Annotated in this window: 19 protein-coding genes and 1 pseudogene; 9 read left to right on the plus strand and 11 right to left on the minus strand. The window is 59.7% G+C overall.

Going from position 1 to position 19,375, the window contains the following annotated elements; genetic code table 11:
* Positions 1 to 277 precede the first annotated feature (277 nt).
* Together AC3ZU9_RS29670 and AC3ZU9_RS29675 are read left to right on the plus strand one after the other, a co-directional pair.
* Positions 278 to 1,210, plus strand: a complete 933-nt coding sequence (locus AC3ZU9_RS29670; protein ID WP_490091710.1) for an iron-sulfur-binding ferredoxin reductase — start codon at positions 278 to 280, stop codon at positions 1,208 to 1,210.
* A 30-nt stretch (positions 1,211 to 1,240) separates the two neighbouring features.
* A complete protein-coding gene (locus tag AC3ZU9_RS29675; protein WP_490091711.1) occupies positions 1,241 to 1,990 on the plus strand; it encodes an enoyl-CoA hydratase-related protein in 750 nt (249 codons plus the stop codon).
* Positions 1,991 to 2,093: 103 nt separating this feature from the next.
* Here AC3ZU9_RS29675 and pyk read toward each other — a convergent pair whose 3' ends face one another.
* Positions 2,094 to 3,545, minus strand: coding sequence for a pyruvate kinase (gene pyk, locus AC3ZU9_RS29680; protein WP_015885642.1), 1,452 nt, complete (start codon positions 3,543 to 3,545; stop codon positions 2,094 to 2,096).
* Positions 3,546 to 3,718: 173 nt separating this feature from the next.
* On the opposite strand from pyk, the gene AC3ZU9_RS29685 reads away from it, so the two are divergent.
* Together AC3ZU9_RS29685 and AC3ZU9_RS29690 are read left to right on the plus strand one after the other, a co-directional pair.
* On the plus strand, positions 3,719 to 4,093 hold the full coding sequence (locus AC3ZU9_RS29685) for a tol-pal system YbgF family protein (protein WP_015885641.1): 375 nt from the start codon (positions 3,719 to 3,721) through the stop codon (positions 4,091 to 4,093).
* 226 nt (positions 4,094 to 4,319) lie between these two features.
* Positions 4,320 to 4,679, plus strand: a complete 360-nt coding sequence (locus AC3ZU9_RS29690; protein ID WP_015885640.1) for a PilZ domain-containing protein — start codon at positions 4,320 to 4,322, stop codon at positions 4,677 to 4,679.
* Positions 4,680 to 4,756: 77 nt separating this feature from the next.
* Here AC3ZU9_RS29690 and AC3ZU9_RS29695 read toward each other — a convergent pair whose 3' ends face one another.
* Genes AC3ZU9_RS29695 through AC3ZU9_RS29720 form a run of 6 tightly spaced genes read right to left on the minus strand, consistent with a single transcriptional unit; the run spans position 4,757 to position 11,439 of the window.
* Positions 4,757 to 6,088 carry a DUF58 domain-containing protein gene (locus AC3ZU9_RS29695; protein ID WP_490091712.1) on the minus strand — a complete coding sequence of 444 codons (1,332 nt, stop codon included), beginning with the start codon at positions 6,086 to 6,088 and terminating at the stop codon, positions 4,757 to 4,759.
* Positions 6,089 to 6,095: 7 nt separating this feature from the next.
* Entirely contained in the window at positions 6,096 to 7,091 is a 996-nt protein-coding gene (locus tag AC3ZU9_RS29700; protein WP_250947245.1) for an AAA family ATPase, read from the minus strand.
* Positions 7,088 to 8,257, minus strand: coding sequence for a DUF4350 domain-containing protein (locus AC3ZU9_RS29705; RefSeq protein WP_490091713.1), 1,170 nt, complete (start codon positions 8,255 to 8,257; stop codon positions 7,088 to 7,090). Before AC3ZU9_RS29705 ends, AC3ZU9_RS29700 begins: the two co-directional genes overlap by 4 nt.
* A complete protein-coding gene (locus AC3ZU9_RS29710; protein WP_490091714.1) occupies positions 8,254 to 9,783 on the minus strand; it encodes a DUF4129 domain-containing protein in 1,530 nt (509 codons plus the stop codon). Before AC3ZU9_RS29710 ends, AC3ZU9_RS29705 begins: the two co-directional genes overlap by 4 nt.
* Positions 9,770 to 10,750 (minus strand): stage II sporulation protein M, encoded by a 981-nt coding sequence (locus AC3ZU9_RS29715; RefSeq protein ID WP_490091715.1) that lies wholly within the window; start codon positions 10,748 to 10,750, stop codon positions 9,770 to 9,772. Before AC3ZU9_RS29715 ends, AC3ZU9_RS29710 begins: the two co-directional genes overlap by 14 nt.
* Positions 10,747 to 11,439 (minus strand): RDD family protein, encoded by a 693-nt coding sequence (locus AC3ZU9_RS29720; protein ID WP_043205827.1) that lies wholly within the window; start codon positions 11,437 to 11,439, stop codon positions 10,747 to 10,749. The genes AC3ZU9_RS29715 and AC3ZU9_RS29720 overlap by 4 nt, the downstream gene beginning before the upstream one ends.
* A 167-nt stretch (positions 11,440 to 11,606) precedes the next feature.
* Between AC3ZU9_RS29720 and sbcB the strand changes: the two genes are divergently transcribed.
* The gene (sbcB, locus tag AC3ZU9_RS29725) at positions 11,607 to 13,034 is read left to right on the plus strand and encodes an exodeoxyribonuclease I (RefSeq protein ID WP_015885633.1); all 1,428 of its coding nucleotides are present in this window, start codon (positions 11,607 to 11,609) and stop codon (positions 13,032 to 13,034) included.
* A gap of 91 nt (positions 13,035 to 13,125) precedes the next feature.
* Here the strand turns inward: sbcB and mvaT are convergent, their stop codons facing one another.
* On the minus strand, positions 13,126 to 13,500 hold the full coding sequence (mvaT, locus tag AC3ZU9_RS29730; RefSeq protein ID WP_005790963.1) for a histone-like nucleoid-structuring protein MvaT: 375 nt from the start codon (positions 13,498 to 13,500) through the stop codon (positions 13,126 to 13,128).
* 350 nt (positions 13,501 to 13,850) lie between these two features.
* Here mvaT and purU point away from each other — a divergent pair, with 350 nt between their 5' ends.
* A complete protein-coding gene (gene purU, locus AC3ZU9_RS29735) occupies positions 13,851 to 14,699 on the plus strand; it encodes a formyltetrahydrofolate deformylase (protein WP_015885632.1) in 849 nt (282 codons plus the stop codon).
* 86 nt (positions 14,700 to 14,785) lie between these two features.
* A complete protein-coding gene (locus AC3ZU9_RS29740; RefSeq protein WP_015885631.1) occupies positions 14,786 to 14,956 on the plus strand; it encodes a hypothetical protein in 171 nt (56 codons plus the stop codon).
* Positions 14,957 to 14,969: 13 nt separating this feature from the next.
* Here AC3ZU9_RS29740 and AC3ZU9_RS29745 read toward each other — a convergent pair whose 3' ends face one another.
* On the minus strand, positions 14,970 to 15,734 hold the full coding sequence (locus tag AC3ZU9_RS29745; protein ID WP_370636119.1) for a methyl-accepting chemotaxis protein: 765 nt from the start codon (positions 15,732 to 15,734) through the stop codon (positions 14,970 to 14,972).
* A gap of 93 nt (positions 15,735 to 15,827) precedes the next feature.
* Positions 15,828 to 16,859, minus strand: a pseudogene (locus AC3ZU9_RS29750) (HAMP domain-containing protein); the annotation flags it as partial.
* Between the two features lie 204 nt (positions 16,860 to 17,063).
* On the opposite strand from AC3ZU9_RS29750, the gene AC3ZU9_RS29755 reads away from it, so the two are divergent.
* Complete coding sequence (locus AC3ZU9_RS29755) at positions 17,064 to 18,542, plus strand: helicase HerA-like domain-containing protein (protein WP_015885629.1); 1,479 nt, start codon at positions 17,064 to 17,066, stop codon at positions 18,540 to 18,542.
* Between the two features lie 4 nt (positions 18,543 to 18,546).
* Here AC3ZU9_RS29755 and AC3ZU9_RS29760 read toward each other — a convergent pair whose 3' ends face one another.
* Positions 18,547 to 19,002, minus strand: a complete 456-nt coding sequence (locus AC3ZU9_RS29760) for a DUF721 domain-containing protein (RefSeq protein ID WP_015885628.1) — start codon at positions 19,000 to 19,002, stop codon at positions 18,547 to 18,549.
* Between the two features lie 305 nt (positions 19,003 to 19,307).
* Between AC3ZU9_RS29760 and AC3ZU9_RS29765 the strand changes: the two genes are divergently transcribed.
* Positions 19,308 to 19,375 (plus strand): hypothetical protein (locus AC3ZU9_RS29765; RefSeq protein WP_490091716.1); only part of this gene is annotated, 68 nt, incomplete at its 3' end.

Raw genomic sequence — 19,375 nt, forward strand, 5'->3', positions numbered from 1 at the left:
AAATGAATTGCAGGGCGTCGGCAACGCTCTGAATCAGGTCGTCTTGCTTGATCACGGTCATGAGTCGCGCTCCTCTATAAGGGAACATTCAATAAAGGTGAGCCCAGTGTTGCATCGGTCGGCTGAGCTCACCTTTCCAAGGCACGCCAAAGTGGTGCAGGCGCGACGCTAAAAAGGCGCGGCAGTATAACCCGGCGCGGTGGCCGATACACCCGACTATGGTCAAACTGTCGCAGGCATGATTCCCTGTGCGCGCCCTTTCTGATTGAGTCCTTATATGCCTGAACTGTACGTCGGCGAACGCCATTGGTCGGTAACGGCCGGCAGTAATCTGCTGGATGCCTTGAACCAGGCGGGTGTGGCCGTGCCTTACAGTTGCCGCGCCGGCAGTTGCCATGCGTGCCTGGTGCGGTGCCAGGGCGGGGTCGAAGACAAGCAGCCCGAGGCCTTGAGCGCGGCGCAACGCCAGGAGGGTTGGCGCTTGGCGTGCCAGTGCCAGGTCCGTGGGGATCTGCGCGTCGAAACGTTTGACCCGCTGCGTGACGGTTTGCCGGCCGAGGTGGTGGGCATCGAGTGGTTGAACTCGACGGTATTGCGCCTGCGCCTGCAACCGGAGCGCAGTCTGCGCTACCGGGCCGGGCAGCACCTGGTGCTGTGGGCGGGGTCGGTGGCGCGCCCGTATTCCCTGGCGAGCTTGCCCCAGGAGGATGCCTTTCTGGAGTTTCATATCGATTGCCGTCATCCGGGCGAATTCAGCGATGCGGCGCGGGCGCTGTCGGTGGGTGACCGATTGCGTTTGGGCGAATTACGCGGGGGCGCACTGCAATATGATCCTGACTGGCAATCCCGGCCGTTGTGGCTGCTGGCATCCGGTACCGGGTTGGGGCCGTTGTGGGGCGTGTTGCGTGAAGCGCTGCGCCAGGATCATCAGGGGGCCATCCGTGTGATTCACCTGGCCCATGATGCCGATGGCCATTATCTGGCCGAACCCTTGGCGGCGCTGGCCGCGCAGTACCCCAACCTGTCGGTGGAGCTATGGACGGCGGCCGAGTCGGCCCAGGCATTGGCGCAACTGCGGCTTGTTTCGCGGCAAACTCTGGCCTTACTCTGCGGGCACCCTGTCAGCGTGGAAGCGTTTTCCAAGCGCTTGTTCCTGGCGGGACTGCCGCGCAATCAACTGCTGGCCGATGTGTTCCTGCCCCGTGGTTGAGCGCTGAACTCTACAGTCGCGAGATTGACCATGACTGACGCCATCCAACAGCGGCGCGAACGTGGGCTGCTGACCCTGCAGCTCAATCGCCCCGACAAAAAGAACGCCCTGACCCGCGCCATGTACACACAACTGGCCGAGGCGTTGGAGCAGGCCGATGCGGACGGGGAGATTCGCTGCGTACTGATCCAGGGCAGCAGTGAGTGCTTCACTGCCGGCAACGACATTGGCGATTTTCTCGACCATCCGCCCAGCGATCTTGATACCCCGCCGTTCCACTTCATGAAGAGCCTGCTCAACTGTCGAAAACCAGTGATTGCTGCGGTGGCGGGGGCGGCGGTGGGTATCGGCACGACCCTGTTGCTGCATTGCGACCTGGTGTATGTCAGCCGCGATGCGCGGTTGCGCATGCCGTTCGTCAATTTGGGACTGTGTCCCGAATTTGGCTCGAGTTTGATCCTGCCGCGCTTGTTGGGGCATGCCAAGGCGGCTGAGTTGCTATTGCTGGGTGAGGGGTTCACCGGTGAACAGGCGGCTGCCTGGGGCATTGCCACCGAGGCGTTGGGCAGTGGTGAGGCGGCGTTGGCCAAGGCACGGGAAGTGGCCGAGCGTTTTGAAACCCTGGCGCCGGGGGCGGTGCAGGTGACCAAGCAGTTGATGAAGAGCGTGGACCGCGAACAGTTGCGGCAGGTGATCGAGGAGGAGGGGGCGTTGTTTACCCAGCGGTTGAGGTCGCCTGAGGCGATTGCGGCGTTGTCGGGGTTTATCAGCAGTCGCTGAAGGTACGTCGGTGAGGCCCTGACAGCCAGCAGGTCACTCTGGTCTGAAATGCAAAAAGCCCCGCCATTCACAGGGCGGGGCTTTTATTTTTTCAGCGTGTCACTCAGACCATTGGGTCGCCAACGTGCAGAATCTTCATGCCGTTGGTACCGCCGATGGTGTGGTAGCTGTCGCCCTTGGTCAGGATGACCCAGTCGCCTTTCTCTACAACACCACGCTTGATCAGCTCATCAATGGCAGCCTGGCTGACTTCGTGCGGCGGCAACGAGGCCGGGTCGAACGGGACGGTGTACACGCCACGGAACATGGCCGCGCGGGCCTGGGTTTCGCGGTGCGGGGAGAACGCGTAGATCGGCACCGACGAACGGATGCGCGACATGATCAATGGCGTGTAGCCACTTTCGGTCAGCGCAATGATCGCCTTCACACCTGGGAAGTGGTTGGCGGTGTACATGGCCGCCAGGGCGATACTCTGGTCGCAGCTTTCGAACTCTTTGCCGATACGGTGGCTGGAGGTCTTGCTGGTCGGGTGCTTTTCAGCGCCGATGCAGATACGCGCCATGGCTTGCACGGCTTCCAGCGGATACGGGCCGGCGGCACTTTCAGCCGAGAGCATCACGGCGTCGGTGTAGTCGAGCACGGCGTTGGCCACGTCGGACACTTCGGCACGGGTCGGCATCGGGTTCTGGATCATCGACTCCATCATCTGGGTCGCCACGATCACCGCTTTGTTGTGGCGGCGTGCGTGCAGGATGATCTTCTTCTGGATACCGATCAGCTCGGCATCACCGATTTCCACGCCGAGGTCGCCACGGGCAACCATCACCGCGTCGGAAGCCTTGATCAGGCCGTCGAGGGTTTCGTCGTCGGCCACGGCTTCGGCGCGTTCGATCTTCGCGACCAGCCAGGCGGTGCCGCCGGCTTCGTCGCGCAGTTTACGGGCGTATTCCATGTCGGCGGCGTCGCGCGGGAAGGACACGGCGAGGTAGTCCACTTCCATCTCGGCGGCGAGCTTGATGTCAGCCTTGTCTTTTTCCGTCAATGCCGGGGCCGTCAGGCCGCCGCCACGGCGGTTGATGCCTTTGTGGTCGGACAGTGGGCCGCCGATGGTCACGGTGCAGATCAGCTCGGTGCCGGTGGCGGTGTCGACGCGCATGACCACGCGGCCATCGTCCAGCAGCAACTCGTCACCGACGCCGCAGTCCTTGACCAGGTCCGGGTAGTCGATACCCACGACGTGCTGGTTGCCCTCGGTCAGCGGGTGGCTGGTGGAAAAGGTGAAGGTGTCACCGATTTTCAGCTCGATCCGCTTGTTGGCGAATTTGGCGATACGGATCTTCGGGCCTTGCAGGTCACCCAGCAGGGCCACGAAGCGGCCGTGCTTGGCAGCCAGTTCACGCACCAGCTTGGCGCGAGCCTTGTGCTCGTCCGGGGTGCCGTGGGAGAAGTTCAGACGGGCAACGTCCAAACCAGCCAGAATCAGCTGTTCGAGGACTTCCGGCGAGTTGCTGGCCGGGCCAAGGGTGGCGACGATTTTGGTACGACGGACGGACATGCACAGACTCCTGAGTTCAAGCGCTGAGGAAGGCTACTATGCTCTTTCGTTGTAGTCATTGTTCGTTTGCACTACTTATCGATGATTGACTTGTTTTCGCTGCGGTGGAATACGAACATCCTTGAAGATTTTCGACGAGGGGTCGATACACTGCACAAGACAGGAGAACCCTCATGCGAATTTTGCTCATTGCTGCCCTGGCCGTCAGTGTTGTCGGCTGCACCCGTTGGTCGATGGACCACCATTTGAACAACGCCTACCGCGCCTACAAGGTCGGTGATTGTGAGCGTGTCACCCTGGAATTGTCCCAGGTCGACCGCGAAAGTCGCACCCGACGTTATGTGCAGCCAGAGGTTTCGATGTTGCGCGGGCAATGCCTGGAGCGGCAAAAGCTGTTCGTCGATGCGGTGCAGACCTACCAATTCATCATTAATCAGTACCCCTCGAGTGAGTACGCCTATCGTGCGCGTGCGCGGCTCGACACCCTGCAACAACTGGGGCATTACCCTGGCGCAAGCGTCGCTCGGCCGCGTCCAGCCTCGCTATGATGATATTCGTCATTTCATAACTGGCCCGTTGCCAGTCTTGGGCTATCCTTTAGATGTTCGTTTGTACAAGTTTCAAACGCAAACGGATGTGGGGCCCGGACTCGGCGGCTGTTTGGCGGCAAAATATTGCCTGTTATCACACCGAGATCCAGGGAGAGCGGGCGTTTTGGCCTGTTCCGAATCACTGGCACGGCCGCAGTAATGGCCATTGGATGGCGATCTCACCATGTTTACCGACCGACGGATCGAGCGGCATCAGCTACCTTATTTTCTGCAAGTATTTAACCGCCTCACCGATAAGCCCATCGGTTTTCTGGGCAATGTCTCGGAAGACGGACTGATGTTAATCAGCCAATTGCCCATGATGGTCGACGTGGATTTCGAGCTGCGCTTGAAAATTCCCGGTGCTGACGGCACCTTCCATCCGATTGATCTCACGGCAACCTGTTTGTGGAGCCACGAAGATATCAACCCGCAGCATTATGATTCCGGGTTCAGCGTGCTCAAGGCATCCGAGGAATATGGGCAGTTGATCAGCGTCTTATTGCACTACTTCAGTTTTGATCCCTTACAGGCGTCGGCCTGAATCACAGCGCCTGGTCGACCCGTTCCGGGGTAGTGCAGCCCCTGTTGTGGCCGTGCGCTGTTTCAAGGGGGCTTTTGTCAGAAAGCCCCGGCTTTCTTCCAGCCCAGGTAACGTGTCACCAGGGCCGGTCCCAGTTCAGACGGCAAGGTGTCCAATACGGATAACCCTTGGGCGCCGAGGCGGTCGTGCAGCTCATCGCGGGTATTGAGGTAGTCGATGGTGCCGCTGTAGGCCAAGGCTTCGGACAAGGTTTGCACGGGAGCCTGGCGCAATTGATCGAGCACTTCCTCGCGTAAACTGGCCACCATCACCCTATGCTGTCGGCTGATGCGCTTGACGGCCGTCAGCAGCGCCTCATCGTCCTCATCCCGCAGGTTAGTCACCACGACCACCAATGCACGGCGCTTTTGCCGAGCCAGCAGTTGGCTGGCCGCAGCCTGATAATCGGCAGTCCGTCGAGTGGTGTCCAGGTCGTATACCGCGTTGAGCAACAGGTTCAACTGGCTACTGCCCTTCACTGGCGCGAGGTAGCGCGGCTGGTCACTGGCAAAGGTGCACAGTCCCACCGCATCACCTTCACGCAAGGCGACGTAGCTGAGCAACAGGCAGGCGTTGAGGGCATGGTCAAAATGCGACAGCTCGTCATCCTGGCTGCGCATGCGTCGGCCGCAATCAAGCATGAACACGATCTGTTGGTCGCGTTCATCCTGGTATTCACGGGCGATGGGGGTGCGCTGCCGCGCGGTGGCCTTCCAGTCGATTTGCCGCAGGCTGTCGCCGTCGCGAAACTCGCGCAACTGATGAAACTCCAGCCCCAACCCTCGGCGTTGACGTTGACGCACACCCAGTTGGCTCAGCCAGTTGTCCACGCCCAGCAGCTGTGCGCCGTAGAGTCGGGCGAAATCCGGGTAGACGCGGGTGGCATCGCTCACCTCGATAAAGCGCCGCGCTGACCACAGCCCCATTGGGCTGGGCAGCAGAATTTCACAGCGGCTGAAACTGAAGTGTCCCCGCCGCAGTGGGCGCAGACGATAACCCAGCTCACTGCGTTCACCGGGGCGCAGGTTTATGGACTGGGGCATGTTTTCCACGGTCAACCCGTCGGGGACATGATCGAATACCTGCACTGTCAGCGGCTGTGGGAAGTCATGGTCCAAGGCCAGGCGTACCTCGCCCCACCGTCCAAGTGCCAGGCTTGCGGGCATCTGTCGGTGTACGCGGGGAGACGGGCGGCGACGCAGGCGCATCGCATCCAGCATGGCCAGCAGCAACAGCGCCAGGAGCAACCCCCACGTCACGGAGTGCAAGGTGTCGGGCACTTTGAACTGCAATGCTGCTGCAGTGCCCAGCAGGATGCCCAGGCCCAGCAATACGCCGAGCCAGTTCAACAGCAGACGGGTCGGTTTCATGGGCGAGTCATTGCCGGGGAGCCGGGATCTGATCGAGCAGTTGCTTGAGCACCTGGTCGACCTCCAGCCCCTCTATATCCAGCTCGGGCGCGATACGCACCCGATGGCGCAGTACTGCCAGGGCACATCCCTTGATATCGTCCGGGGTGACGAATTCACCACCGCGCAACAACGCGCGGGCGCGGGCGCCGCGTACCAGGTCGATCGAGGCACGAGGCCCGGCGCCGATCGCCAGCCCTGGCCAGCTACGGGTGGCGCGTGCCAGGCGTACCGCATAATCGAGCACGTGTTCGTCCAGGGCCAGGTCACTGGCAATCTGCTGCAACTGCAGCACGTCCCCGGCCTGCAACACCGTGCGCAATGGGTGTACATCCAGCATGTCGGCCCGCGACGAGCGCGTGACTTCGCGCACCATGTCCAATTCCTGCTGTGCGTCGGGGTAATCCATGCGCACCTTGAGCATGAAACGATCCAGTTCCGCTTCCGGCAGGGGGTAGGTGCCTTCCTGTTCGATGGGGTTCTGGGTCGCCAGCACCATGAACGGTTGGCCGATGGGCAGCGGCTCGCCTTCGAGGGTGACCTGCCGCTCCTGCATGGCCTCGAGCAAGGCTGCCTGGGTCTTCGCCGGCGCGCGGTTGATTTCGTCGGCCAGCAACAAGTGGGTGAACACCGGTCCCTTGCGTAGCTTGAACTGTTCGGTGTGAAGGTCGTACACGGCGTGGCCGGTGACATCGCTGGGCATCAGGTCCGGGGTGAACTGGATACGCGCGAAATCGCCATCAAAGCAACGCGCCAGGGCTCGTACCAGCAAGGTTTTGCCCAGCCCTGGCACACCTTCCAGCAGCACATGGCCGCCGGCGATCAGTGCGGTCAAGACATCGTCGATCACCGCGTCCTGGCCAATCACCGCCTTGCGTAGCTCAGTGCGCAGGGCCTGGGCTTGTCCGCTGGCGCGTTGCAAAGTTTCGCGGGTCAAGGCGGTGGCGCTTGGAAATTCGCTCATAGGGCATTCCTGAGGGTTTGCAGGCATGCCACCTGCCGGCTGAAATCGGCGCTGGAGAGCCGTTTCGCCGGGAGTGGGCCAAGGGCCTGGCTGATCACGTGAGAAGGTTGACGCGTCAGGTGTTCAAGCACCCGCCACTGTTCTGCGTTGTCGAGGTGTTCAAAACCTGGGTGACGGCGCCGTGCGGTGCGCAAGATATCGCGCTGTAGGGCATGCAGCAGCGTGCCATGGCCGCTACGGCGCAACAGGAAGTCGGCGCTGGCTTTCAGGTGTTCCTGCAATTGGCGACGGGCGTTGGAGGCGGGTGGCCGGATCGGGCCATGACGCATACCGGCCCGCCAAAGTGCCAGGGCGACCAGGGCAATGAGTGCCACCAGGGCTTGGGGGAAATACCGTAGCAATAGGGTGAACAGGTCGTCGAAGTCACTGTTGAACAGCAAGGTCACGGCGGTGCCCTGGTTCAGGTACCACAGCAGCCAGGCATTATCGTGCTTGCCTATGTCCGGGGTTTTCCACAGGTCGCTGTCGGTGATGACCGTGACGCTGCCTTCCCCGAGGTGGAGTTGCATCAGGTGAGTCGACTTTGCGCTATTGGCGGAAAATTGCGCCAGATGCTTGGGGTCGGTGAGGTTGAAGTCCGTGTCGAAACTGAAATACGCCGGTGCGGTTTCATTGTCGACATAGAGCTTGGTCAGGTCCGGGGCTTTCTTTTTAGGCGGCTTTTCACGGGTGGGGGCGAGCTCGTCAGGCTCGTCACTCAAGGTCTGGTGGATAGGCAGACGATCGAGCAGCAGGTCGCCGCTTTTGCCGGTCTCTTCATCCCAGAGTGCCTCGGCCACCAGTAGCAGGTGGCCGCCGGATTTTGCCCATCTCAGCAGTTGCTCCACCTGGCGTGGCGACATGTTACTGCGTTCGCCGAGCAGCAATAGGCTGTTGCCCTTGGCCGGCAGGGCCGTCAGCCGTTCCAGGCTATTGGCCTGTTCAACTGTCAGGCCTTGTTGGCGCAGAAAGTGTTCGGCCGCCAGGTAGGGGTTGGCCAAGGCTTCCGGGGAAGGGCCACGGTCCACGACTTCATCGTAGGGAATCGCCTTGCTCCAGGCGTAGTAACCACCCGCTCCAAGCAGGCACGCCAGTAATAGTCCAACCCACAGTAATGGCCGGTTCATGGCTGGCTCCCTGCGTTGAACAGGGTGCGCCAGTCACTGCACAGTTTTTGCTGGGCGGTGAGGGGGGGAAGGCGATGGCCATAGGCGAGGTTTTGCCAGTGCCGAGTCAGCTCATCGCTGAAAGCCAGCAATTGCGGCTGCTGCAATTGGTTTACACGTGCCAGGACCTGACCTTCGGTGTCAGCGCTTTTCAGCGGCAGGCTGAAGTCATGCAGCAGTCGGCTGAGAAGGCCTCGATACAGCAGGCCGAGGGCTTCCCTGGGGTGGGTGGCCCACAGCTGTTCCGCAGTGCTGGCGACATCGTCGGGCAAGGTCTCGACGCCCAGTTCAAGGCCGAACAGTTGCGCAGGTAGGGGGGCGACGGTTTTCGGTTTGCGAGGCGCCCGCCGAGTGACGAAGGTGCGCAACCATTCGCGATACCGCCACGCGAGCATGATCAGGCTACCGATCAGAAGCCCCCACAACAGGACTTCCAAACCTTGGGCGATGTGTTTGAAGGTATTGCTGTTGAGGTTGTCCAGCAGCGCCTTCAGCCAGGCCGGAAGTCTGCCATCGCTGTGAGCCTTGTTTTTAGTGGCGGGTTGTTCTTCGCCGAAGCGATAGCGGGTGACGGTTTCCGGGTTTTTGAAGGGCGGCTTGTCCAGTATCACCTTTACGGACTGGTTCGCACTCTGGGTGCTCAGCGGCTTGGGGGGACTGGAAGGATCGGCCATGACGGGCGGACTGAATGGCAGCAACGTTAACCCGATCATCAGTAATAGCAACGGCACAACACTGCTCAGGCGTTGACGAAGACGTCGGAAGACCAACTCCAAGTCCCAGGCTTCCAGTGCGGTACGGCGGTTAAGGTAGAGGCTGAAACCGCAGGCGACGTAGATCGGCTCCCAAAACACCAGGATCAAGGCATAGAAGGCGTTGCCCAGATGTTCCAACCAAAGCCCTTCCGCGCTTGTCGCCAGTGCCATGCGTTGCCAGTCCCAATCCGTCTCGATGTTTTGGGGAATAAAGAAATAGAACAGCGCCATGCAACCAAACCACAGGCCGATTTCCAGGTGCACCCCGATGGTGGTCAGCCAACGTGCGGCGCCGGCATTGCGTTGCTGCAGTACGCCCAGGCGTTTTTGGCGTGCTGGGCCATCCAGGCCTTCGAGTTGGCTCACAGGCATTAAAAAGCTGCGGCTCAGGCTGAGCCGTCGCCAGGTCAGGCTGGCCAGCAGCTGGCCTTTGAGCAGGCTTGGCCACTGGCGCACCGCCTGCTTGACGCTGGGCGTTTCGCCAAACAAGGCCTTGGACAGGATGTACAGCGGCAAGCGGTCAAAGGCGGGCTTGAGCCACCAGAACAGGGATATCGCAGTAGACGGGTACTGCCACAGCAGGGCAGTGAGTAAGGCAAACACTGGCAGAGTGACCAACGCCCAACTGCTCATCAATAGCAGGCGGTGTTCCCGTGCCATTAGTACGCCAAGGTCCATGGCCTCCCAGGCAGTACGGGGGCGGATTACCACGCTGGCATCACTCAGGCGCATGGTGGGTCCTTCCGGCAACGCTCAGGTAAACGATCACCAGCAGCCACAGGACAGCGCCCACCAGGTATTTGACCCAAGGGGTTATCGCAGTGGTGGATGACCAGTAAGCCTCGATGAAGGCAGCGATCAGTAGGAAGATCATGACGCCGCACAACATTTGCACGCTCTTGCGCGCCGCCAGCCGTAAGGATTCACCACGGGTCAACTGTCGCGGAGCGATCAGCGCCCAGCCCAACTGCAAACCGGCGGCACCGGCGAGGGCGATCGCGGTCAGTTCGAATGCGCCATGGCCGATGACGAATGACCAGAAGGTCTGGCCATAGCCGATTTCGGTCAGGTGCCCGGAGACTGCACCGATGACCAGACCGTTGAAAATCAGAAAGAACACGCTGCCCAGGCCGAACAATAAGCCGGCGGCAAATGTCTGGAACGCGATACCGATGTTGTGCATCACGTAGTAGCCGAACATCATCCAGTCTTCGCTCGATGCTCGCTCGGCGGCGCGGCCCAGGCGGCTGGCGTCGGGGTCATACATGCCCTGCATCTCGGCCACTTGCTGGGGGCTGACGATGCTGTAGATCAGGTCAGGAAACAGGTACACCAGCAGCGCGATACCGATCAGGCTGCCAAAGAACAGCAGGCTTGCTATCAGCACGAAACGCCACTGTTCCCGCACTAACCGAGGAAAATCGGCGAGTATGAACCCCAGTACATTGGCCGCCAATTGGCTGCGATGGCGGTAAAGTTGTTGATGGCCGCGCAGGGCCAGTTGCTGCAGTGGGTCTACCAGGTAGCTGCTGTAGCCACGCTCCTGGGCCAGGGCCAGGTGCTGGCACAGGCGTCGGTACTGATGGGGGAAGTCAGCCACGTCGCCGGGCTTGGCCTTACCTTGCTCCAACTGTTTCAGGTGTTCGGCAAAGGCTTGCCATTGGGGCTGGTGGCGGCTTTCGAAAAGGCTCTGCTTCATGTTGGCCCCAACAGGCCGCGGGCCACGCCGTTGAGTTGCTCTACAGCGCGAGCCGGGGATACCTGCAAAGGGGTGGCGAGAATCGAAGCCAGCTCGTGAACGCGCTCAGTGGACAGTTCAGTCTGGCGTTCCGCGAAGGCAAGGATGGCCCGTTGTTCGCTCAAGTCCAGGGCAAAGGGCAGGCGCAAGGCTGCAGCTTGAGGTATCTGGGGGCGCTCCAACGGCTGCTCTCGGTAAATCACCAGTGTGCCGGCGGCCAGGTCGCCCAGTCGCTTGAAGTGAACATGCTGCAGGCAACTGATAGCGCCGAGGAAATAGCCGAATGGCAGCATGTCGACAAATCGCAGCAGGTTACGGATCAGTGACGCGGACCAGCTAATCGGGGTGCCGTCATCTTGTACGACACGTAACCCCATGACCTGTTTGCCGGGCGAGCATCCCTGGTTAAGCACCTCGAACAGCACCATGTACCACCAACTGATCAGGAACAACAGCAGCGAGCCCAGGCCGATACCGACGTTGCCCAGCAAGGCCAGCGGTACCAACAGAATACCCATGATGACTCCGCGCAAACCCAAGTCAAAGGCGAAGGCCAGCACGCGTGGCACCAGGCCGGCCGGGCGCAGTGGCAGGTCGATGCCCTCCGGGGTCTCGATCTGGTAGCGGGTGTCCAATGGGGCTGACGGCATCGCGATCCTTGGCAGTGCAGAGTGGCTGGAAGACACGGATGCTAGCAGTGTCGGCGATGGAAGCAACCATTCAAGGTTTTGCTGGATGTTTGTACAGTACATTTGGTGCTGGTCGCGGGGGTTGCTCAACGCCTAGACTTTGACGATCTTCAGTACAGGAAAAGCCCGTGACCTCCATTTTCTGGTACGACTATGAAACCACCGGTATCAACCCGCGCAGCGACCGCCCACTTCAGGTAGCCGGCATTCGTACGGACCTCGAACTCAACGAGATCGGCGCGCCGGTCAATCTTTATTGCCAGCCCAGCGACGATATCCTGCCCCATCCTGTCGCCTGTGCGATTACCGGTATCACCCCCGCGATACTCGCGGAAAAAGGCCTGGCCGAGGCCGACTTCATGACGCGGGTGCACGCTGAACTGGCCGCCCCGGGGACCTGCGGCGCGGGTTACAACACCTTGCGGTTTGACGATGAAATGACGCGCTACAGCCTGTATCGCAATTTCTTTGATCCTTACGCACGGGAATGGCAGGGCGGTAACAGTCGCTGGGATTTGATCGATGTCGTCCGCACGGCCTACGCCCTGCGCCCCGAGGGGATTGAATGGCCACAGCAGGATGGGCGCGTCACGCTCAAGTTGGAACGCCTGACCGAAGCCAACGGTATCGACCATGGTCAGGCGCACGATGCGTTGTCCGACGTGCGCGCCACGATTGCCCTGGCTCGACGGATTCGTGAGAAACAACCCAAGCTGTATGAATGGTTATTTCAGCTGCGCAGCAAGCAACGGGTGATGGACCAGGTGCGCTTGCTGCAACCGATGGTGCACATCTCCGGGCGTTTTTCCGCCGAGCGTCATTACCTGGGGGTTGTGCTGCCGCTGGCATGGCACCCGCGCAATCGCAATGCCTTGATCGTCTGCGACCTTGGGCTCGACCCGCAAGGGTTGCTGGACCTTGATGCCGACACGCTGCGCCAACGTCTTTATACCCGCCGTGAAGCGCTGGCGGAGGGCGAACTGCCGGTACCGCTCAAACTGGTGCATATCAATCGCTGCCCGGTGGTTGCTCCCTTGAATGTGCTACGGGCAGAAGATCGTGAACGCCTGCACTTGGACATGAATATTTATCAGGAGCGAGCGCTGCGGCTAACTGACGCACAGGAAGTTTGGCGCGATAAGTTAGCGGCCATTTACGCCGAAGAGGATTTCGCAGCGAGTGCCGACCCGGAACAACAGCTTTACGACGGTTTTATCGGGGACCGGGATCGGCGTTTATGTGAGCAAGTCCGCACGGCCGAGCCTGCGCAATTAGCACGCCAGCAGTGGCCATTTGATGATCACCGTTTGCCTGAATTATTATTTCGCTACCGTGCACGTAACTTCCCCGATACCTTGAACAGTGAGGAGCAACAACGCTGGAAACTTTTTTGTCAGCAACGTTTGTCCAGCCCGGAATGGGGCGCACCGAATACCCTTGACGCATTTAATCAGGCTCGGCAGGAGTTTGCCGTTAGTGCGACGTCGTTTCAGCATGGGGTGCTGGAGCAATGGCAGGAATATGCGGACACTCTAGCCGCGAGGATGAATCTGTAATCGCGGCTCACAGAATAGACAGGCAATAAAAAACGCCAGCAGGCTGGCGTTTTTTTAATGTGTCGCGTATCAGGCGCGAGCCTGGCGAGGCTTAGCCCAGCAGGGTAGCCCAACCCTCAACCACGTCACCGCCCCACTTGGCTTTCCACTCTTTCAGCGTTTTGTGGTTGCCACCTTTGGTTTCAATCACTTCGCCGTTGTGTGGGTTCTTGTATTGTTTGACCTTGCGAGCACGCTTGGTGCCGGTAGTTTTCACAGCGCCGCGCGGTGCTTTAACTTTCGACTCTGGATCCAGCAGCGCGATGATGTCACGCAGGGATTTGGAGTATTCACCCATCAGGGTGCGCAGTTTGCCTTCGAATTCCAGCTCGGTTTGCAGTTTGTCGTCTTGGGACAGGTTCTTCAAACGGGCTTGCAGCTCTTTGATAGCTTCTTCGGTGGCACGGTATTCGTTGATCAGAGACATGTGGACTACCTTATGTAGAGCGCTGATTGACAGGGATAGTAGCTCAATAATAGTCAGGCGGTATGCCCAAGTAAACATTTAAGGTCGCATTTCTGTGAATTACTTTAAATGTTTGTAGCAATGCTATGCATTCGAGTTAATTACAAGGGCGTAGACCTAAAGACAATTCTCCTGAAATGCGCGGAACAACCGTAGGGTGGCAAAATAGATTCATATAAAGGTGGTAAAGCCTTAGCGTCTTAAGGGTCAAGGCGTGGGCCGGTGATCAGAATAAGCGTTAACGGATACTGCAGTTTTCCTGCGCAATCGCTAGAATGGCGGCCTTTGCGAAGTTCTGGAGTTTCCCCCTAATGCGCACTTTTCGGCTGGTGATTGCTTGCCCGGACCGGGTCGGCATCGTTGCCAAAGTCAGTAACTTTCTGGCGTCCCACAACGGTTGGATCACCGAGGCGAGTCATCACTCGGACAATCTCAGTGGTTGGTTCTTCATGCGTCATGAGATCCGTGCCGATACGCTGCCCTTCGGCCTTGAGGCCTTCCGCGAGGCATTTGCGCCGATCGCCGAAGAGTTTTCGATGACCTGGCACATCACCGACACCGAGCAGAAAAAACGCGTGGTGTTGATGGCTAGTCGCGAATCCCACTGCCTGGCTGACTTGCTGCACCGCTGGCACAGTGATGAACTGGACTGCGAGATCGCTTGCGTGATTTCCAACCACGACGACCTGCGCAGCATGGTTGAGTGGCATGGCATCCCGTATTACCACGTGCCGGTCAACCCGCAGGACAAGGAGCCGGCCTTCGCCGAAGTCTCCCGCTTGGTCAAGCAGCACGAAGCCGATGTCGTGGTGCTTGCGCGCTACATGCAAATCCTGCCGCCGGAGCTGTGCCGCGAATACGCCGGCAAGGTGATCAACATTCACCACAGCTTCCTGCCGTCGTTCGTGGGCGCCAAGCCTTACCATCAGGCTTCCCTGCGTGGCGTGAAGCTGATCGGCGCGACGTGCCACTACGTCACCGAGGAGCTGGACGCCGGCCCGATCATCGAGCAGGACGTGGTGCGTGTCAGCCACAGCGACAGCATTGAAGACATGGTGCGTTTCGGCCGTGACGTCGAGAAGATGGTGCTGGCCCGTGGCCTGCGTTACCACTTGGAAGACCGCGTGCTGGTGCACGGCAACAAGACGGTGGTGTTCTGACCGACCTGTTGTGATTGAAGAATGAAGGGCCTGGGCGTTAAATCGTCCCAGGCCCTTTTTCTTTGCGTGCCGTTGAGGAGTGAGCAATGAGTGATCCGCTGGACAAAGCCACATCAAAAGCCCCGGCGACGGTGGGCGAGGGGTGTTTGAGTCGATTTGATCCGGATGACCTGGACAGTGAGGACGGCACCGATTTTCCCGGTGCCGCCCAATTGTGGGAGCGGGAGCAGCGTAAACCCGAGCCCGAGGGCGAGTAACTGCCCGCCAGGATCAGATTCGGAAGCTACCGACCAATTGCTTCAATCGCGCCGCCTGTTGCTCGAGGTCGGCACAGGCGCGCAGCGTGGACTGCAGGTTTTCCACGCCTTCCTGATTAAGGGTGTTGATCTCGGTGATGTCCATGTTGATCGACTCCACCACCGAGGTTTGCTCTTCAGTGGCGGTGGCGACTGACTGGTTCATGCCATCGATCTCGCCGATGCGCTGGGTCACACTGTTCAGGCGTTCACCGGCCAGGTTGGCGATGTCCACACTGTCGAGGCTGTGACGCTGGCTTTCACTCATGGTGCTGACCGACTCCCGGGCACCGACTTGCAATTCCTCGATCATCTTTTGCACTTGTTGCGCTGATTCCTGAGTGCGATGCGCCAAGTTGCGCACTTCGTCCGCGACCACCGCAAACCCACGTCCGGCTTCGCCTGCGCGAGCCGCTTCAATGGCTGCGTTCAGCGCCAGCAGGTTGGTTTGTTGGGAAATACTGGTGATCACCTCAAGAATCTGTCCGATGTTCACGGTTTTGCTATTGAGTGCTTCGATGTTGCTGCTGGAAGCACTGATCATCGCTGACAGCTGGTTCATCGCCTGGATATTGCGCTCGACCACGTGCTGGCCGTCTTCAGCCAGATGCCGTGCATCGCTGGCTTGATGGGAGGCTTGCGCGGCATTGCGCGCGATTTCCTGGGCCGCAGCCCCCAATTCGTTGATGGCAGCGGCGACGCTGCTGGTGCGGTTGGCCTGCTCGTCGGAGTTGACCATCGACGAGTTGGAGGCACTGACCACGCGCAGTGCCACCTCATTGACCTGTTCAGTGGCCGAGGATACTTCGCGGATCGACGTATGAATCCGCTCCACGAAGCGGTTGAAGGCGTTACCCAGCGTGCCGAATTCATCGTGATTCTGGATCGTCAGGCGTCGGGTCAGATCGCCTTCGCCGTCGGCGATGTCCTGCATGGCGCGGGTCATCACATGCAGTGGTTGCAACAGGATGCGGATCAGCATGCCGAGCAGGGCGATGATGATCACCACGGCAATGAGCGTGGCGATGACCGCCGAAGTGCGGAATTCGCTGAGCATGGCGAAGGATTTGTCTTTATCCACCGCAATACCGAGGTACCAGTTCACGGAAGGCAGGCCCTTGATCGGTATAAAGGTCACGATAGTGTCCTTGCCGTTGGCCTCGACTTCGCTGAAGTCCGGGCTGATCTTCGGGGTGTTTTTTGGATACACGTCGGCCAGGGTCTTCATCACCAGGTTTTTGTCCGGGTGTACCAATACTTTGCCATCGGCACTGACCAGGAACGCATAGCCCATCCCGCCGAAATTCAGCGCGCCAATGTTATCCACCAGGGTTTGCAGGCTCAGGTCGCCACCGACCACGCCGATGCTCTGGGTACCTTGGGTGCTGGGAGTGGCAACGGAAATGATCAGTTTGCCGGTGGCGGCATCGATATAAGGTTCTGTCAGGGTTGAGCCGTTGCTGCTCTGGGCGCCCTTGTACCAGGGGCGGACGCGCGGGTCGAAGCCGTCTGGCATTTTGGTATCAGGGCGGATGGTAAAGGCGCCTTTGCTGTCGCCGACGTAGGTCGCCATGAAGGCAGAGGTCAGCGCTTTCTGTTCCAGCAGGCCGGCAACCACGGAAGGCTCGGGGTTGATGGCGATGTTTTGCGCGGCGTTTTCCACCAGGGCAATGCGCCCTGTCAGCCAGGTTTGAATGTTGCTGGCGGTGACATCACCCATTTCATGCAGGTAGTTGTTGAGGTCGTCGCGAATGGCGTTGCGTTGCAGGTAGTCGTTATAGAGGGTAAACAGCGCGAATGCGGCGATGACGATAAGGGAGGCTGCAAGCAGGATTTTATGGCTGAAGCGCAGATTTTTATTCATGGCTTGTAGGGTCCGCTAAGGTCTTAATATCCGAAGCGCGTCCTTATGGGATGCGCAAAATGGCAGCGTCAAAAAAGGTGTGATACTTCTTGTGATAGTTCTGTGGGTCCCTGTAGGAACTACCTGACCTTTTTTTGGACTTTGTGGGTCTCACATAAGCCTGTATCGACCTGGCGACACTAAAGATTAACCATGGGTGACGAAATGCCTGACTCCACGCAACTCCTTATCGGTGCAGACCTTTCCGGCCAGCCCATCGCCCAGGCCATGCGCCTGGCCAACCGTCACGGGTTGATCGCCGGCGCCACCGGCACGGGCAAGACCGTCACGTTGCAACGCCTGGCAGAGGCCTTCAGTGATGCGGGCGTGGCGGTGTTTGCTGCGGACATCAAGGGTGACCTGTGCGGCCTGGGGGCTGCGGCGAATCCTCAAGGCAAGGTTGCCGAACGTATCGCTGGCATGCCATTCCTCAATTACACCGCCAAGGCTTATCCGGTCACGCTGTGGGATATTCACGGGCAATCCGGTCATCCACTGCGCACCACCATCAGCGAAATGGGCCCGTTGTTGCTCGGCAGCCTGCTGGAACTCACCGACAGCCAGCAGTCGGCCCTTTATGCCGCGTTCAAGGTGGCGGATCGCGAAGGCCTGTTGCTGCTGGACCTCAAGGACCTCAAGGCACTGCTCAACCACTTGCGCTATCACCCGGAGTTGTTGGGGGAAGACGCGGCACTGATGACCACCGGTTCCAGCCAGGCACTGTTGCGCCGCCTGGCGGTGCTGGAACAGCAGGGCGCCGAAGCGTTGTTCGGCGAACCGGCCTTGCAGTTGGAAGATATCTTGCAGCCCACCGGTGACGGGCGCGGGCGCATTCATCTGTTGGACGCCAGCCGCCTGGTGCACGAGGCACCCAAGGTGTACGCGACGTTCCTGCTGTGGTTGTTGGCGGAGTTGTTCGAGCAACTGCCCGAGCGCGGTGACGCCGACAAACCGCTGCTGGCTCTGTTTTTCGATGAGGCGCATTTGCTGTTCGCCGACACGCCCAAGGCGTTGCAGGATCGTCTTGAACAGGTAGTACGGCTGATTCGTTCCAAAGGCGTGGGTGTGTATTTTGTCACCCAATCGCCCGGCGACCTGCCGGACAGCGTACTGGCCCAGCTCGGCCTGCGTATCCAGCATGGCCTGCGGGCGTTCACCACCAAAGAGCAAAAATCCCTGCGCGCCGTGGCTGAGGGTTTTCGACCAAACCCGGCATTTGATGCGTTGTCGGTATTGACCGAATTGGGCACGGGTGAGGCCTTGGTGGGCACCTTGCAGGAAAAGGGCACGCCGGAAGTCGTGCAGCGTGTATTGGTCGCACCGCCGCAATCGCGGATCGGGCCGCTCAGCGACGCCGAACGCGCCGCGTTGGTGGCCCGTTCACCGTTGCAAGGGCGTTATGACAAGCCGATCGATCGCGAATCCGCCTATGAAGTGCTGATGTCGCGCAAGGAACTGGGGCCGACCGAGGACGCCAAGTCGGCCAGCGACGAGCCGAGTTTCACCGACAAGGCGGGAGCGTTTCTGGGCACCACGGCCGGCAAGGCCCTGAAGTCAGCGATGCAACAAGCCGCCAACCAGATGGGGCGGCAACTGGTGCGGGGTTTGTTGGGGTCGCTGTTGGGCGGTAGCAAGCGCAAATAGCGCGTCAGGGCTTGGGCTTGGCGTGGGCGGCGAGCCTTTCAAGCGCCGCGCGCAAGCCTGGGTTGCTGATGCCCTCGGCCGTTGCCTGAATGGTTTCGGCCGCATTCGTCGATAGATCGTGAGTATGCTCGGCCACCGCCGGCAGCGTAGTGGGCGGTTGTACTTTGAACTGGACCCGGGTCAGGCCGGCAAATTCATCAAACGCCATCAATTGACGTTGCAGGCGTTTTTGCTGATAGCGCAAACGCGTTGCCCAGTGGCCATCTGTGACAATTAGCAGCAGGTTGCCTTCGCGCCAGGACGCTACGCGGCAATGTTCGCGCGCAGCCGGTTGCAGCTGGCTTTCGAGCAGGCGTTGCAGATGGCCCAAGCGTTGCGCATGGCCAAAGATGGCTTTCAACGGCTTGGCATCGCGAAGCAACACGGCAGGAGCGCGGGCTGTCAGGGGGCGAAATGCCATTATTGGACACCTAAAGTAACAGAGCGGCCATCTTAGCAGAAAGCACCTCTACGCCCCCAGGCCATGCTTTTCTGGGGTTTTGTTCGTGAAATCAATTGGTAACTTCTGCCCTCCATGGGTTGAAGTTCCAGCAAAAGCCCTTATTTTAAACAAGCCCTCTCACCGCCTCATGCCAGCATCAGGGAATAACGCCACTTTCCTCACCCACGATTCCGGGTAGAATGCGCGTTCGCATGCGGCCGTGAGGGCTGCTCGGGCCACTGACGGTGCGCCCTCCATCCCTATGTGTGGAAGAACCTGCCGATATGTTTGCGCCTTTGTTAAAGAAACTTTTTGGAAGCAAGAATGAGCGCGAAGTCAAACGCATGCTCAA

The sequence above is a fragment of the Pseudomonas sp. A39 genome, assembly GCF_058145955.1.